Raw genomic sequence first — 15,560 nt, forward strand, 5'->3', positions numbered from 1 at the left:
CGGACGAAACATTCGGGTCCTACCGGGTTCATGGGATGCCGCAAGAGCTGCACACCACCCCCCGGCGTCGTGTCCAATTCAAGGCATGAGCCTGTCTCCCACGACCCACCTCCTCTACCTGCACGGCTTCCGCTCCTCCCCCCAGTCGGCGAAGGCCCGCCAGATGGCGCGCCGCGTCGCGCTGCAACATCCCGACGTGCAATGGTGGTGCCCCCAGCTTCCACCCTCCCCGCGCGAAGCCATCGATCTGCTGATACGGGGCGTTGCCGATTGGCCGCGCCATTCGATGGCCGTGGTGGGCTCGTCGCTCGGCGGCTTCTATGCCACCTGGCTCGCCGGCACGACCCACTGCCGCGCCGTGCTTCTCAATCCCGCCGTGCATCCGGCCCGCGACCTGGCGCGCCATATCGGCGACCAGACCGCGTGGCACGACCCGGCCGAGCACTTCTACTTCCGGCGCGAGTACATCGATGAGCTGCGCACCCTCGACGCCGGCCCGCTGACGCGGCCCGAGCGTGTCTTCGCCGTCATCGCCAAGGGCGACGAAGTGCTGGACTGGCGCGAGATGTCCGCCCGCTATCCCGGCAGCCGCATCAAGCTGATCGACGGCGGCGACCACGGGCTGAGCGACTTCGAGCAGCAGCACCTGGACGACGTGCTCGGCTTCCTCGACCTGGTCTGACCCGGCCGGACAAAGCAGCCCGGGAGCCGGCACGCGCCGCAGCGCATGGGACAATCCGCGCCATGTTTGTATTGTTCGAAGAAGCCGGCAAGTACCTCGGCGGCCGCGTCCTGTCGGAGGCCGAGGCCTCGGCGCAGGTGGAGCTCGAGACCGGCAAGCGGGTCAAGGTCAAGGCCGCCAGCATCGTCCTGCGCTTCGAAAAACCGGCCCCGGCCGAGTTGATCGCGCAGGCGCGCGCCCTTGCCGCGACCATGGACCTCGACCTCGCCTGGGAATTCGCGCCCGAGGGCGAATTCAGCTTCGGCGACCTGGCCGCCGACTATTTCCAGGCCCATCCGCCGCTGGCCCAGCAGGCCGCGGCCCTGTTCGCCCTGTTCGAGGCGCCGCACTACTTCCGACGCGCCGGCAAGGGCCGCTTCAAGAAGGCGCCGGCCGAGATCGTGCAGCAGGCGCTGGCCGCGATCGAGAAAAAGAAGGCGGTGCAGGCGCAGATCGGCGAATGGTCCGCGCAGCTGGCCGCCGGCGAGTGTCCGGCCCCCGTGCGCGAGCAGCTCTTCAAGATCCTGTTCCGTCCCGACAAGAACGCCCCCGAATACCGGGCGGTGGTGGAGGCCTCCCGCGCCACCCAGCGGCCCCCGCTCGAACTGCTCAAGAGCGCGGGCGCCATCGAATCCTCCTACCAGTTCCACTGGCACCGCTTCCTGTTCGAGAACTTCCCCAAGGGCACCGCCTTCCCGGCGCTCAGCGCCCCCGCCATCGCCGACGATCTGCCGGTCGCCAGCGGCGTGCAGGCCTTTTCGATCGACGACTCGCAAACCACCGAAATCGACGATGCGCTGTCGGTCCAGGGCCTGGGAAGCGGCAGCGTCGTCGTCGGCGTCCACATCGCGGCGCCGGGTCTGGCACTGGTGCCGGGCAGCGCCATCGACCAGGTGGCGCGCTCGCGCATGTCGACCGTCTACATGCCGGGCCACAAGATCACGATGCTGCCCGACGACGTGGTCGAGGCCTACACCCTGCAGGAGGGGCGCGATTGCCCCGCCGTTTCTCTCTACGCGACCTTCGACGAAGCAAGCCTCGAGCTGCGAGGAACCGAGACCCGGCTGGAACGCGTGCCGATCGTCGCCAACCTGCGGCATGACCAACTCGACACCGTCATCACCCAGAACTGGCTCGAAGACGCGTCGGTCACCAGCGAAAACACCCCCGAGACGGCCGCGCGCGTGCGCGAACCGCTGTCCTTCCTGTTCCGACTCGCCAGGCATCTGAAGGCCCAGCGCGAAGTGGTGCGCGGCAAGCCCGAGAACTTCAACCGGCCCGACTACAACTTCCGCCTGCTCGACACGGTGGGCGAGCCCACCGGCACCGAGCAGGTCCAGATCAGCACCCGCCAGCGCGGCGCGCCGCTCGACCTGATCGTCTCCGAGGCGATGATCCTGGCCAACAGCAGCTGGGGCGGCTGGCTCGGGGAGCTCGGCGTTCCCGGCCTCTACCGCAGCCAGGCCAGCCTCGCGCCGGGCATCAAGGTCCGCATGGGGACCCGTGCCCTGCCGCATGCGGGCCTGGGCGTGAAGAGCTACGCCTGGAGCACCTCGCCGCTGCGCCGCTACACCGACCTGGTGAACCAGTGGCAGATCATCGCGGCCGCGCGCCATGGCAAGACGGCCGCGCTCGCCGCGCCCTTCAAGCCGAAGGACGCCGACCTGTTCTCCATCCTCTCCGGCTTCGATGCGGCCTACGCCACCTACAACGCGCACCAGGGCGGCATGGAACGCTTCTGGACGCTCAAGTACCTGCAGCAGCAAGGCATCACCGAACTCGATGCGACGCTGATCAAGGAAGTGCCCAACGGCGCGCTGGCGCGTGCCGACACGCTGCCCCTCGTCTTCCAGGTGACGGGCACACAGGGCCTTCCTCGCGGCGCGCGCGTGCGCGTGAAGCTCGGCGAGGTCGACGAGATCGCGCTCGACGTGCACGGCACGGTCATCGAGCGCCTGGACGCCGCGCCGAGCGAAGCCGGTGCCGAGGAGGAGACCGCGGAGGACGACGAGGAAGTCGCCGGCCCGATCGCCATTGCCGTCGACCTCGCAGACAGCGAGGCGGGAACCACGGAGAACGCCCCCGCATGAACCTGCGTGACCTGAGCACCCTGCAGATCGCCCTCGGCCTGTCGGTCCTCGCGCACGCCGCCTTGCTCGGGGTGCGCTTCGTCGACCCCGAATCCTTCAACCGCGTCTTCCAGGAGACCCCGCTCGAGGTCATCCTCGTCAACGCCAGGACCAACGAACGGCCCGAGAAGGCCAAGGCCATCGCGCAGGCCTCGCTCGCCGGCGGCGGCGATCTCGACAAGGGACGCGCCACCAGCCCGCTGCCGCCCTCCGCCTTCACGGCGGTCGGCGACTCGATGGAAGATGCCCAGCGCCAGGTCGAATCCATGCAGGCGCAGCAGATGCTGATGCTCGCGCAGATCAAGCAACAGCTCGCCTCGATGCCGATGCCCGACCCGCGCAACCAGGGCACGCCGAGCGAAAACGCCGCGCGCGAGGAAAAGCGCCGCCAGCTCGTCGAACTGCTGGCGGAGATCGAACGCCGGGTGAACGAGGAAAACGCGCGGCCCAAGAAGCGCTACCTCAGCCCGGCCACCCGCGAAGCCGCGTACGCGGCCTATGTCGACGCGCTGCGCCGGCGCATCGAGATGCGCGGCACCCAGAACTTTCCCGAGATCGCGGGCAAGAAGCTCTACGGCGAGCTCACGATGATGGTGACCGTCAACTTCGATGGCTCCATCCTCGGCACCGATATCGCCGAAAGCTCGGGCGACCGCACGCTCGATCGCCGCGCGCAGGCGATCGTGCGCAGCATCGGCAACTTCGGCAAGTTCACCGACGCCATGCGCAAGCAGACCGACCAGATCGTGCTGCCCTCGCGCTTCAAGTTCACCCGCGACGAGACGCTCGAGACGCAGGCCCAGGTCTCGTCAAAGCAATAGGCACGGCCATGGACCTCTACTGTGTGATGGGGAATCCGGTCGAGCACAGCCGCTCGCCCTGGATCCATGCCCGCTTCGCCGCGCTCACCGGCCAGACGCTGGACTACGGCCGCCGACTCGCGCCGCTCGGCGGCTTTGCCGAGGCGGTCGCGGCCTTCCGTGCCGAGCGTGCGGGCACCGCGCGCGGCTGCAACGTCACCGTGCCTTTCAAGTTCGACGCCGCCGCGCTGGCGAATCATCTCAGCCCGCGCGCCGCGCTGGCGCAAGCCGTCAACGTGCTGAGCTTTCGCGATGACGGCATCCACGGCGACAACAGCGACGGCATCGGGCTCGTCAGCGACATCACGCTGCACGCCGGCGTCGCACTCGCGGGGCGCGATCTGCTGCTGCTCGGCGCGGGCGGTGGATCCGCCGGCGTCCTCGGTCCACTGCTGGAGGCCGGGCCACGCCGCGTGGTGGTCGCCAACCGCACGCTGGGCAAGGCGATCTCGCTGGTCCGGCGCCATGCGGCGCTGGCATTGCAGCACCACGCCGCGCTCGAGGCGCAGCCGCTCGATGCGGTGCCCGGGCGCTTCGACGTCGCGGTGAACGCCACCGCCTCGAGCCTGGCGGGCGGAGACGTGCCGGTCAGCGCGAGCGTACTCAAGCCGGGCGCACTGGCCGTCGACATGATGTACGGCCCGGCCGCCGCCGGCTTCATGAACTGGGCGCGCGACAACGGCGCCGTGCCCCGCGACGGCCTCGGCATGCTGGTCGAACAGGCCGCCGAGGCCTTCGCCATCTGGCGCGGCGTGCGGCCGCCGACGGCCCAGGTGCTGGAAGAATTGCGCGCCATCGTCGACGCCCGGTGAAAGCCATTCTTCGCTGGCTGCTGTGCCTGCTGGTCGCGGGCCTCGCGCTCCAACTCTTCTTCATCGCGCGCCTCGCGGCCATGGTGGTGATCGACCCCGAGTCCACTGCCTTCCAGCGTTCCGAAGCGTGGCAGATCTCGCGCAACGGGCGCGCCAACGGCGAGCGCGAATGGCGCCAGCGCTGGGTGCCCTATGCGCAGATCTCGGACTCGCTCAAGCGTGCCGTGATCGCCAGCGAGGACAGCGAGTTCGTCTACCACCAGGGCGTCGAGTGGGAGGCGATCGAGCGCGCTCGCGAGCGCAATGCCAAGGCCGAGGAGATCGCCGCCAGGCGCGCCGCGCAGATGCGCGCCCGCGGCAGGGAACCGCGCCCGGCCCAGCTGCGCGGCGGCTCGACCATCACCCAGCAGCTGGCGAAGAACCTGCTGCTCTCGGGCGAGCGTACGCTGCTGCGCAAGGGCCAGGAGCTGGTGCTGGCCACCGCGCTCGAAGTCCTGCTGAGCAAGCAGCGCATCCTGGAGATCTACCTGAACAACGTGGAATGGGGCGAAGGCGTCTTCGGCGCCGAGGCGGCCGCGCAGCATTACTTCAAGAAGCCCGCCTCGCGGCTGAGCGCCTTCGAAGCGGCGCGGCTGGCGGTGATGCTGCCCAGCCCCAAGTTCTTCGAGCGCCGGCTCGGCTCGTCCTACCTCGCGAACCGGTCCGCCACGATCGTGGCGCGCATGCCGTCGGCCGAGTTGCCCTGAGCCGAGGCCGGCCGGAGGAATCCGCCAGCGGGCGTCTCTCCTGCGGTCCTACGCGCGCCCTACCGGCACACCCACAGGCCCGGCAAGCCATTGGCTCGACAATGACGACGATGAACAGATTCCTGGCGACATTCCTGGGCTTGACCGCCATCTGCGTGGGGGCTCTCGCGCAACCGCTCAAGCTCCCCGTCGACAGCAGCGAGAAGGGAACGGTCTACGTCACTCCCAACCTGAGCTCCACCGAGACCTCGGCCAATACGAACGGGGCGACGGTCGGCGTCGAGCGTCCCGACGGCGCCGGCGCGTACGGAGGTGTCGACACCTCCGCGCCCCGGCGCACGTACTCGGCCGGCGCGAGCTCCGGAGGCAGCACCTCCTTCTCCGCGGGCGTCCAATCGGATGGGAAGACCAACAATGGCGTCAAGGCCGGCGTGACCCTCAAGTACTAGTCGGCCTGCTTCGATTGTTTCCAGCTTGCAAACGCCGCGGTTCCTTTTGCGGTGATTGCGCGTGCGACTTTTGATCCAAACTTCATTTCACCGACAACCCTTGTGAAGGAAACCGAAATGAATGCCTCGACCTCGAAGATCCTCGCCGCTGCCGCTTTCTCGCTCCTGGCCGTCGCAGGCGCTCAAGCGGAAACCTATGATGGGGTGCATCCCATGACCTCGGGTGCCACCCGCGCGCAGATGGCTCCGCAAGCCGCCGCCGCTGCTCGCGCCGGCAACGAATATGCGGACGGCGCCAGTGCCGGCGCGCAAAGCTTCAACTCCACGGCAAGCCGGTCCACCGTCCAGGCGGAAGCGGTCGCCAAGGCGCATGACCCGATGGCCAGCCTCGACCGCCGCGCCTTCTATCGCGACCAGCCGCCGGCCACGTATGGCCAGCCGAAGATGACCTTCTCTCATCAAGCCGCCAAGTAAGCCGACTTCGGCGACACGCAGAAAGAACGGGCCGTGGTGCCCGTTTTCTTCCTTGGGCGCTCAGATCCGTCGCGCTGTCATTCGCCGGCGATGCCGAGGTCCGAGCAGATTCGCGCGACCAGACGCCTGAGGCTCGCGAGCTCCGATTCGAGGCGCGCCACATTGGCCTTCAGCGCCGCGACTTCACCCAGCGACACATCGGCCCCGCCAGCGGGCGCATGAGCGGGCGCATCCTCCGCCGGCGTGCCGCTCAACAGGTGTGCCCAGCGGCTTTCGCGCGCGCCGGGCAGGCGTGCCAGCTTCATCACCAGACTGCCCGCCGGGCGCTCCGCCATCTCGTCGAGAAAGCCCTCGACCGAAGAAATGTCGGCGAAGTTGTGCATGCGCTCGCAGGCGATGCGAAGCTCGCCGGCCGTCTGCGGCCCGCGCAGCATCAGCACGGTCAGCAGGATGATCGACTGCGAGGGTATTCGCAGCACGCCGTCGATGTTGTGCGCGTAGCGGAAGACCCGGCCGCCGCTGGTTTCCGAGACCAGGCTGTAGCCCTTGAGGCTGTCGATGGCCGCCTGCACCTCGGCATCCGAGAGTTCCAGGATCGGATTGCGGCTCGTCTTCTGGTTGCATCCCGCCAGCAGCGCATTGAGCGTGAGCGGATAGCTGTCGGGAACGGTGCGCTGTTTCTCGGCGAGGACGCCGAGCACGCGGGTTTCGAGAAGCGAGAGCGTGGGAAGCGGACTGGACATGGATGACAGGTTCGGCTGGGGTGATCGGCTGGGACGGTTGCGCAAAGCATTGTCGGGCCGACCCGTATGATCGGCGCCATCATGCTTGCGAAGTTGCTGGGGTGGATTCTGCTGGGCCTCGTGCGGCTGCTCACGGGCGCGCAAGCGCGCTGGTACGGCTGTCCGCCCAAGGCCGAGCAGCGCATCTACTTCGCCAACCACCAGAGCCACATCGACCTCGTGATGATCTGGGCCGCATTGCCCGAGGAACTGCGCAGCATCACGCGGCCGATCGCCGCGCGGGACTACTGGGCGGGCACCCCATGGAAGCGCTGGATCACCACCGAAGTGTTCAACGCGATCTATGTGGAGCGCGGCGGCAGCCCCGCGCCGGTGCCCTCGGAGACCGGCGCCCCGACCGTCCCCGTCTCGCCGCATGCGCCCGAAGCGCTCGCCCCCCTCCAGCCCTTGATCGACGCCCTGCGAAGCGGCGACTCGATCATCATCTTCCCCGAGGGCACGCGCGGCCACACGGGCGAGCCGCAGAAGTTCAGGTCGGGCCTCTACACGCTGGCGCAGATGTTCCCGGAAGCGGTGCTGGTGCCCGCCTGGATCGACAACGTCCAGCGCGTCATGCCCAAGGGCGAAGTCGTGCCGGTGCCCATCCTCTGCTCGGTGACCTTCGGCGCGCCGGTCCTGCTGGAGCGCGGCGAGGAACGGCGGCACTTCCTCGATCGCGCGCGCGAGGCGGTGATCGCACTGCGGTCCGTGTAGATGAACCAGTTCCTGCGCAGTCTCACGCCGACGCAACAGGTCGCCGCCCTGTTCCTGATCGTGTTCGGCGTGCTCGTGATCGTGAGCACGGCGGCCTTCCTGCTGAGCTTCAGGGAGCGCCGCAACCCCGTCCACGACCAGACCTGGCAGCGCGAGCTGACGCATTTCCGCGCCTTGCTGCGCACCACCTGGTTCATGGTCCTCGTGTTCTGGATCGGCTGGGCGCTGGGCGAGACGGTCGCCACCGTGCTGTTCGCGCTGATCTCCTTCTTCGCGCTGCGCGAATTCATCACGCTGTCGCCGACGCGGCGCGGCGACCACCGCAGCCTGATCCTCGCCTTCTTCGTCGTCCTGCCGGTCCAGTTCTGGCTGGTGGCGACGGCGCGCTTCGATCTCTTCACGGTGTTCATTCCTGTCTACGCCTTCCTGGCGATCCCGGTGGTGAGCGCGCTGGCCGACGACCCGAGCCAGTTTCTCGAACGCAATGCCAAGCTGCAATGGGGGATCATGGTCTGCGTCTACGGCATGAGCCATGTGCCGGCGCTGCTGCTGCTTTCCTTTCCGGGCTATGAAGGCAAGAGCGCCTTCCTCGTGTTCTTCCTGGTCATCGTGGTGCAGAGCTGCATGCTGGCGCAGCATCTGATTGCGCGGCGCGGCACGATGCCGACCGGCGACGAGCCGGCGGCGCCCGAGCCCCCGGACCGCCCCTTGCGGGCCATCGGCCGCCGGCTGTTCCGCCAGGAGCCCTTCGCGCCCCACGTGAGCAGCAGCTTCAACTGGACGAGCTGGGTCATCGGCGTGCTCATCGCGAGCGTGGTGGGCGTGCTCTTCTCCTTCATCACGCCCTTCAAGTTCGGGCAGGCGCTCGCCATGTCGCTCATCGCCTGCGTCGCGGGCTCGATGGGCCACCTGGTGATGAAGGCGCTCAAGCGCGATCGAGGCATTCCCAACTGGGGCCGGCGCGGGGTGGGCGTGACGGGCGCCAACGGCCTGCTGGACCGCGTCGATGCCCTGTGCTTCGCGGCCCCTGTGTTCTTCCATTCGGTTCGCTGGTACTTCGGCGTCTAGGCACTTCATGCGCATTCTCGGCATCGACCCCGGCCTCCAGACCACCGGCTTCGGCGTGGTCGACATGGAGGGCCATGCGCTGCGCTATGTCGCGAGCGGCACCATCAGCACCAAGCACCTGGCGCGCGGCGAGTTGCCGAGCCGGCTGAAGGTGCTGTTCGACGGCATCGGCGAGATCGCCGAGCGCTACAAGCCCGACGCGGCGGCGGTGGAGATCGTGTTCGTCAACGTCAATCCGCAATCGACCCTGCTGCTCGGACAGGCACGCGGTGCCTGCCTCACGGCGCTGGTGACGAACCATCTTCCGGTCGCCGAGTACACGGCGCTGCAGATGAAGATGGCGGTCGCGGGTCACGGGCGGGCCGCGAAGGCGCAGGTGCAGGAGATGGTCAAGCGCCTGCTGCAGTTGCCGGGCGTGCCCGGCAGCGATGCGGCCGATGCGCTGGGCATCGCGATCACGCATGCGCATGTGGGGCAGTCGATGGCGCGCCTGGGGCAGGCCACGGTGCTTGGGCGGAGTACCAGCGGGATGTATCGGCAAGGCCGAACGCGCTAGCCCGCCCCGCGGCTTGCGCGCGCCGCGCCGCGTCGCCTCAAAGAAGCTTCAGCTTCCCGGCCTGCTCGGTCAGCTCGGCGCGAAAGTCCGGATGCGCGATGGCGATCAGCTCCCGCGCCCGCTGCTTGGCGGATTTGCCCCGCAGCTGGGCGACGCCGTATTCGGTGACCACGTAGTTGATGTCGTTCTTGCTCGTCGTGACGTGGGTGCCGGGCGAGAGCGAGGGCACGATGCGCGATATCGCGTCGCCCTTGGCGGTCGAGGGCAGCACGATGAAGGCCTTGCCTCCGCGCGAGCGGTTGGCCGAGCGAACGAAGTCGGACTGGCCGCCGGTGCCTGAATAGCAGGAGTGCCCCAGGCTCTCGGAACCGCACTGCCCCAGCAGGTCGATCTGCAAGGTGGCATTGATCGCGACCAGGTTGTCGTTCTGCCCCGCCAGCCACGGGTCGTTGGTGAAGTTCACCGGGTGGATCTCGAGGGCCGGATTGCGGTCCATGAAGCGGTAGAGCCGGTTCGAGCCGAGCGCGAAGGTCGCGATGCTCTTGCCCGGCAGGTAGTTCTTGCGGCGATTGGTGACGGCGCCGCACTCGATCAGCTTGAGGATGCCGTCGCCGATCATCTCCGTGTGGATGCCGAGATCGTGCTTGTGCGCGAGCTGCACGACCACGGCGTCCGGTATGCCGCCGTAGCCGATCTGCAGCGTCGAGCCGTCCTCGATCAGCTCGGCGACATGCTTGCCGATGGCTTCCTGCACCGGTCCGATCTTCGGCAGGCCGACCTCCAGCACCGGATCGTCGGTCTCGACCAAGGCCGCCACCTGCGAGACATGCACATGGCAGTTGCCGAACGCGAAGGGCACGTTCGGGTTCACCTCCAGCACCACGGCGCGCGACTTGGCCACCGCCGCCATCGTGTAGTCCGCGCCCAGGCTCAGCGCGAAGTAGCCATGCGCATCCATCGGCGAGGCCATGCTGAAGACCACGTCCGCCGGGATCTGCCCGCGCTCGATCTGCGCCGGAATTTCCGAGAAGTAGTTGGGGATGAAGTCGATCCAGCCCTCCTGGCCGCCCGCGCGGGTCGCGCCGCCGAAGAACAGGGCCACGTGGCGCACGTTGTCCGTGGTCTGCGGGTCGATGTAGCCGTACTTGCGCATGGCGAGGATCTGCGCCACCTTGACGTCCTGGAAATCGAGGCGCTGCGCCGACAGCGCCGTCAGCAGCGCGGGCGGCTCCCCGACGCCGGTCGGCACGATGATCAGGTCGCCGTTGCGCACCTGGCACACGGCATCGGCGGCGGACATGCGTTTCCGCTTGTAAAGGTCATGGATCGTCATCGATGCAGACTATGCCGCGTCCCGTGCGCGGTGTCGACGCGGTTCAACCCGCATTCCGGCGGCCGCCTTGATCTGGAACAAGCGCGGCGGGCCGGCGCGGCGCCATGCTCGGCCAGGCAAGCCACACGGGTGCCAGGTGCCACACGGGTGCATTTCCGACACGGTCCTTCGCGGCGCGGCCGCATGATGGAAAACATGGTTGGCCAGGTTCTTCTCACGCTCAATCCCGGATCGTCCACGATCAAGATCGGCCTGTTCGCCGTCCAGGCCGGCCAGCCCCGCGCCTTCGCCCGCGGCGCGATCGACCTGCGTCATGAACCCCTGTCGCTGCATCTCGACGAGGGCGGGCGCGTCAGGGAAGCGAAGCTGCAGGCCGCCCTCACGGACGACCTGCACGGCGTCATCGAGGAAACGCTGGACTGGCTCACCCACCACCTCCGGCTCGATGGGCTCGCCGCCGTGGCGCACCGCGTGGTCCATGGCGGCGACCGCTTTGCCGGGCCGACAGCCATCACCGACGACACGCTGGCCGCGATCGAGGCCCTGGCGCCGCTCGCGCCCCTGCACCAGCCGCACAGCCTGCGGCTGATCCGCGCCGTGCGGCACCTGCGGCCCCGGCTGCCGCAGACGGCCTCCTTCGACACCGCCTTCCATCGCACGCAGAGCGACCTGGTAAGGCGCTTCGCCCTGCCCCGCGCCCTGTTCGACGAGGGCATCAAGCGCTACGGCTTTCACGGCCTGTCCTACCGCTTCATCGCCACGCGGATGGCGCGCCTGCATCCGCAACTGGCGGCGGGCCGCGTGGTCGTGGCCCACCTAGGCAGCGGCGCCAGCCTCTGCGGGCTCGAGGCCGGCGCCAGCCGCGACACCAGCATGGCGTTCTCCACGCTGGACGGCATCCCCATGGCCACGCGGCCCGGCGCGCTCGACGCCGGCGTGCTGCTGCACCTGTTGAAGGAGCGCGGCATGCCGATCGACGAGGTCGAGGACATGCTCTACCACCGCTCGGGCCTGCTCGGCATCTCGGGCATCTCGGCCGACAGCCGCGAACTCGTTGGCAGCAGCGCCCCGCAGGCACGCGAGGCGCTCGAACTGTTCGCCTTGCGCGTCGCGCGCGAGGTCGCGGCGATCGCCACCACGCTCGGCGGACTGGACGCGATCGTGTTCACCGCCGGCATCGGCGAGCACCAGCCGACCGTGCGCGCGGCGATCGGCCGCCACCTCGCCTGGCTCGGCGCGCGCATCGACCCGGCGGCCAACGCGGCCCATGCGCCGCGCATCGATTCGCCCGACAGCAGGCTGGCCCTGCTCGTCATGGCCACCGACGAGGAGCAGGTCATCGCCGACGAGGCCTGCGAGATCCTTTCCACATCACCCGACCGGAGCTGACCCCCCATGCCGCAACCCGACGCCTCACCCTCTCCCGATGCGCCCGCCGATGACTTCGCCCTGCTCGATGCCTGGTGGCGCGCGGCCAACTATCTCTCCGTGGGCCAGATCTACCTGATGGGCAACCCGCTGCTGCGCGAGCCGCTCGGCATCGAGCACATCAAGCCGCGCCTGCTGGGGCACTGGGGGACCACGCCCGGGCTCAACTTCATCTATGCCCACATGAACCGGGCCATCAACGCCCGTGACCTCGAAGCGATCTTCATCGCCGGCCCCGGCCATGGCGGGCCCGGCGTCGTCGCCAACACCTACCTCGAAGGCACCTACAGCGAGGTCTATCCGGCCATCTCGCGCGACGAGGAGGGGATGAAGCGGCTGTTCACGCAGTTCTCGTTCCCGGGCGGCATCTCGAGCCACGTCTCGCCCGCCACCCCGGGCTCGATCCACGAGGGCGGCGAGCTCGGCTACTCGCTGCTGCACGCCTTCGGGGCGGTCTTCGACAACCCCGACCTGCTGGCCTGCTGCGTCATCGGCGACGGCGAAGCGGAGACCGCCGCGCTCGCCGCGAGCTGGCACTCGAACAAGTTCCTGAACCCCGCGCAGGATGGCGCGGTGCTGCCCATCCTGCACCTCAACGGCTACAAGATCGCCGGCCCCACAGTGCTGGCGCGCATCGGCGACGAGCAGCTCACGCAGCTGATGCGCGGCTACGGGTACGAGCCGCATTTCGTCTCCGGCCACGAGCCCCAGGCCATGCACCGGATGATGGCCGCCGCGCTCGACACCGCGCTCGATGTCATTCGCGCCATCCAGGTCGAGGCGCGCGCCGACGGCTTCAGCCGGCGGCACCGCTGGCCGATGATCGTGCTGCGCTCGCCCAAGGGCTGGACCGGGCCGAAGACGGTGGATGGCGTGCCCATCGAAGGCACGCAGCGCGCCCACCAGGTGCCGCTGGCGGCCTTCGCCGACAAGCCGGCCCATATCGGCCTGCTGGAAGCCTGGATGCGCAGCTACCGGCCGGAGGAACTGTTCGACACCGACGGCACGCTGCGCGCCGACATCGCCGCGCTCGCGCCGCGCGGCACGCGCCGGATGAGCGCCAGCCCGCATGCCAATGGCGGCCTGCTGCTCAAGGACCTCAAGCTCCCGGACTTCCGCGACTACGCCGTTGCCGTGCCCTCACCCGGCGCCGCCAAAGCCGAGGCGACGCGCGTGGCCGGCGAATTCCTGCGCGACGTGATGCGGCTCAACGCATCCGACCGCAACTTCCGCGTGATGGGGCCGGACGAGACCTCGTCGAACCGGCTCGATGCGCTCTTCGAGGTGAGCAACCGCATGTCGACCGCCGAGATCCTGCCGAGCGACGACCATGTCGCGCCCGACGGCCGCGTCATGGAAGTGCTCAGCGAGCACCTTTGCCAGGGCTGGCTCGAAGGCTACCTGCTGACCGGCCGGCACGGCCTCTTCTCGTGCTACGAGGCCTTCATCCACATCGTCGATTCGATGGTCAACCAGCACGCGAAGTGGCTGAAGCTGACCCGCCACATCCCCTGGCGGCGGCCGGTCGCCTCGCTGAACTACCTGCTGACCAGCCACGTCTGGCGGCAGGACCACAACGGCTTCAGCCACCAGGACCCGGGCTTCATCGACCATGTGGTCACCAAGAAGGCCGAGCTGGCGCGGGTGTACCTGCCGCCCGATGCGAACACGCTGCTGTCGGTGATGGACCACTGCCTGCGCAGCCGCAACTACGTCAACGTCATCGTCGCCGGCAAGCAGCCCGAGGCGCAATGGCTCGACATCGCCGCGGCCGAGCGCCATTGCAGCGTCGGGCTCGGCATCTGGGACTGGGCGAGCAACGACAGCGGCGTGGTGCCCGACGTGGTGATGGCCTGCGCCGGCGACGTGCCGACACTGGAAACCCTGGCGGCGATCGACCTGCTGCGCACCCTGATGCCCGAGCTGAAGGTCCGGATGGTGAACGTGGTCGACCTGATGGCGCTGGAGTCGCCCTCGACGCATCCCCATGGCCTGACGGACGCGGTCTTCGACTCGATCTTCACCAGCGATGTCCCGGTCGTCTTCGCGTTCCACGGCTATCCGGCGCTGGTCCACCGCCTCACCTACAAGCGGCACAACCATGGCAACTTCCATGTGCACGGCTATCTGGAAGAGGGCAGCACGACGACGCCGTTCGACATGACGGTGCTGAACCGCCTGGACCGCTTTCACCTGGCGGCCGATGCGATCGACCGCGTGCCGCGGGTGCGCGACAGCGCCGCGCATGTGCAGCAGCATCTGCGCGACAAACTGCTCGAACATCGCGCCTACGTCACCCGCCATGGGGACGATATGCCCGAGATCGCCAACTGGCGCTGGACGCGCTGAGGCGCCGGCTCAGGCGACGCGTTCGGCGATCAGCACCGCAAAGAAGCCCAGCGCCGCGATCAGCGTCCACTTGAGCACGACCCAGCCGAAGCGCCGGTACTTGCGCTGCCCCGTGCCGACATAGAAGACGAAGGAAGCGCCGGCCACCAGCAGGAGGAGCAGGACGGCCCAGCGGAACAGCAGCATCTGCGCGCTGCCCTACCAGGCGCTCGCGACTTCGGCGAAGCCCGCGGGCGCGCTCTTCTCGTCGTCGAAGATCACCATCTCGTAGGCATCCTCATGCGCGAGCAGTTCGCGCAGCAGCTTGTTGTTGAGCGCATGGCCGGAGCGAAAGGCGCTGTAGGCGGCCAGCAGCGGCCGACCGATGACGTAGAGATCGCCCATGGCGTCGAGGATCTTGTGCTTGACGAACTCGTCGTCGTAGCGCAGCCCGTCCGCATTGAGCACCTTGGTATCGTCCATCACGATCGCATTGTCGAGTCCGCCGCCCAGGGCCAGCCCCTTGGAGCGCATGTACTCGACCTCCTTCGTGAAGCCGAAGGTGCGCGCGCGCGCGATGTCGCGGCTGTAGGAGCCGCTGCCCAGGTCGAACTCCACGCGCTGGCCGGTCGAATTGACCACGCGGTGGTCGAAGTCGATCTCGAAGCTGAGCTTGAAGCCGTGGTAGGGGTCGAGCCGCGCCCATTTGGCATCCGCCCCTTGGCCCTCGCGCACCTCCACCGGCCGGGTGACTCGGATGAAGCGACGCGGCGCCTTCTGCAGCGCGATGCCCGCGCTTTGCAGCAAGAACACGAAGGACGAAGCCGACCCGTCGAGGATCGGCACCTCGTCGGCCGTGATATCGATCAGCAGGTTGTCGATGCCCAGGCCTGCGCAGGCCGACATCAGGTGCTCGACCGTCTGGACCTTGGCACCGCCCGAGGACACGGTCGACGCGAGCCGCGTGTCCGTGACCGCCTCGGCCGTCATCGCGATCTCCACCGGCTCCGGCAGGTCGACGCGGCGGAACACGATGCCGGCGTCCACGGGCGCCGGCCGCAGCGCGAGTTCCACGCGCTGCCCGCTGTGCAGACCCACGCCAACGGCGCGGGTGATGGACTTGAGGGTACGTTGGGGAAGCACAGCGGCGATTCTAGAAG

At 68.5% G+C, this 15,560-nt stretch carries 16 protein-coding genes; 12 read left to right on the plus strand and 4 right to left on the minus strand.

All coding sequences use genetic code 11. The annotated features are described in order from the left end of the window. The first annotated feature begins 85 nt into the window (after window positions 1-85). The 7 genes from AC1DNF_RS12140 (at window position 86) to AC1DNF_RS12170 (ending at window position 6,191) form a co-directional block, all read left to right on the plus strand. Window positions 86-682, plus strand: coding sequence for a YqiA/YcfP family alpha/beta fold hydrolase (locus AC1DNF_RS12140; protein WP_478148844.1), 597 nt, complete (start codon window positions 86-88; stop codon window positions 680-682). A 62-nt stretch (window positions 683-744) separates the two neighbouring features. Beyond that, a complete protein-coding gene (locus tag AC1DNF_RS12145) occupies window positions 745-2,811 on the plus strand; it encodes a ribonuclease catalytic domain-containing protein (RefSeq protein WP_478148845.1) in 2,067 nt (688 codons plus the stop codon). Continuing rightward, entirely contained in the window at window positions 2,808-3,671 is an 864-nt protein-coding gene (locus AC1DNF_RS12150) for an energy transducer TonB (protein WP_478148846.1), read from the plus strand. Before AC1DNF_RS12145 ends, AC1DNF_RS12150 begins: the two co-directional genes overlap by 4 nt. A gap of 8 nt (window positions 3,672-3,679) precedes the next feature. Further along, on the plus strand, window positions 3,680-4,522 hold the full coding sequence (aroE, locus tag AC1DNF_RS12155; protein ID WP_478148847.1) for a shikimate dehydrogenase: 843 nt from the start codon (window positions 3,680-3,682) through the stop codon (window positions 4,520-4,522). After that, window positions 4,519-5,268: a transglycosylase domain-containing protein gene (locus AC1DNF_RS12160; protein WP_478148848.1), complete on the plus strand. Its 750-nt coding sequence runs from the start codon at window positions 4,519-4,521 to the stop codon at window positions 5,266-5,268. Before aroE ends, AC1DNF_RS12160 begins: the two co-directional genes overlap by 4 nt. A 110-nt stretch (window positions 5,269-5,378) precedes the next feature. Next, window positions 5,379-5,717 carry a hypothetical protein gene (locus AC1DNF_RS12165; protein WP_478148849.1) on the plus strand — a complete coding sequence of 113 codons (339 nt, stop codon included), beginning with the start codon at window positions 5,379-5,381 and terminating at the stop codon, window positions 5,715-5,717. Between the two features lie 117 nt (window positions 5,718-5,834). After that, window positions 5,835-6,191 carry an alpha/beta hydrolase gene (locus AC1DNF_RS12170; RefSeq protein ID WP_478148850.1) on the plus strand — a complete coding sequence of 119 codons (357 nt, stop codon included), beginning with the start codon at window positions 5,835-5,837 and terminating at the stop codon, window positions 6,189-6,191. A 77-nt stretch (window positions 6,192-6,268) separates the two neighbouring features. Here AC1DNF_RS12170 and AC1DNF_RS12175 read toward each other — a convergent pair whose 3' ends face one another. Further along, the gene (locus AC1DNF_RS12175; RefSeq protein WP_478148851.1) at window positions 6,269-6,934 is read right to left on the minus strand and encodes a YceH family protein; all 666 of its coding nucleotides are present in this window, start codon (window positions 6,932-6,934) and stop codon (window positions 6,269-6,271) included. Window positions 6,935-7,015: 81 nt separating this feature from the next. On the opposite strand from AC1DNF_RS12175, the gene AC1DNF_RS12180 reads away from it, so the two are divergent. Genes AC1DNF_RS12180 through ruvC form a run of 3 tightly spaced genes read left to right on the plus strand, consistent with a single transcriptional unit; the run spans window position 7,016 to window position 9,311 of the window. After that, entirely contained in the window at window positions 7,016-7,687 is a 672-nt protein-coding gene (locus tag AC1DNF_RS12180) for a lysophospholipid acyltransferase family protein (RefSeq protein WP_478148852.1), read from the plus strand. Then, the gene (locus AC1DNF_RS12185) at window positions 7,688-8,755 is read left to right on the plus strand and encodes a phosphatidate cytidylyltransferase (protein WP_478148853.1); all 1,068 of its coding nucleotides are present in this window, start codon (window positions 7,688-7,690) and stop codon (window positions 8,753-8,755) included. Window positions 8,756-8,762: 7 nt separating this feature from the next. Beyond that, window positions 8,763-9,311, plus strand: a complete 549-nt coding sequence (ruvC, locus tag AC1DNF_RS12190; RefSeq protein ID WP_478148854.1) for a crossover junction endodeoxyribonuclease RuvC — start codon at window positions 8,763-8,765, stop codon at window positions 9,309-9,311. A gap of 37 nt (window positions 9,312-9,348) precedes the next feature. On the opposite strand, the gene AC1DNF_RS12195 is transcribed toward ruvC, so the two are convergent. Next, on the minus strand, window positions 9,349-10,644 hold the full coding sequence (locus AC1DNF_RS12195; RefSeq protein ID WP_478148855.1) for an acetyl-CoA hydrolase/transferase family protein: 1,296 nt from the start codon (window positions 10,642-10,644) through the stop codon (window positions 9,349-9,351). A 195-nt stretch (window positions 10,645-10,839) separates the two neighbouring features. On the opposite strand from AC1DNF_RS12195, the gene AC1DNF_RS12200 reads away from it, so the two are divergent. After that, window positions 10,840-12,033 (plus strand): acetate/propionate family kinase, encoded by a 1,194-nt coding sequence (locus AC1DNF_RS12200; protein ID WP_478148885.1) that lies wholly within the window; start codon window positions 10,840-10,842, stop codon window positions 12,031-12,033. A gap of 6 nt (window positions 12,034-12,039) precedes the next feature. Then, window positions 12,040-14,421 (plus strand): phosphoketolase family protein, encoded by a 2,382-nt coding sequence (locus tag AC1DNF_RS12205; protein ID WP_478148856.1) that lies wholly within the window; start codon window positions 12,040-12,042, stop codon window positions 14,419-14,421. 9 nt (window positions 14,422-14,430) lie between these two features. Here the strand turns inward: AC1DNF_RS12205 and AC1DNF_RS12210 are convergent, their stop codons facing one another. Further along, window positions 14,431-14,607 carry a hypothetical protein gene (locus AC1DNF_RS12210; RefSeq protein ID WP_478148857.1) on the minus strand — a complete coding sequence of 59 codons (177 nt, stop codon included), beginning with the start codon at window positions 14,605-14,607 and terminating at the stop codon, window positions 14,431-14,433. Between the two features lie 12 nt (window positions 14,608-14,619). Further along, window positions 14,620-15,543, minus strand: coding sequence for a UDP-3-O-acyl-N-acetylglucosamine deacetylase (gene lpxC, locus AC1DNF_RS12215; RefSeq protein WP_478148858.1), 924 nt, complete (start codon window positions 15,541-15,543; stop codon window positions 14,620-14,622). Between the last annotated feature and the right edge of the window lie 17 nt (window positions 15,544-15,560).

The organism is Variovorax sp. 01T432, assembly GCF_056398605.1.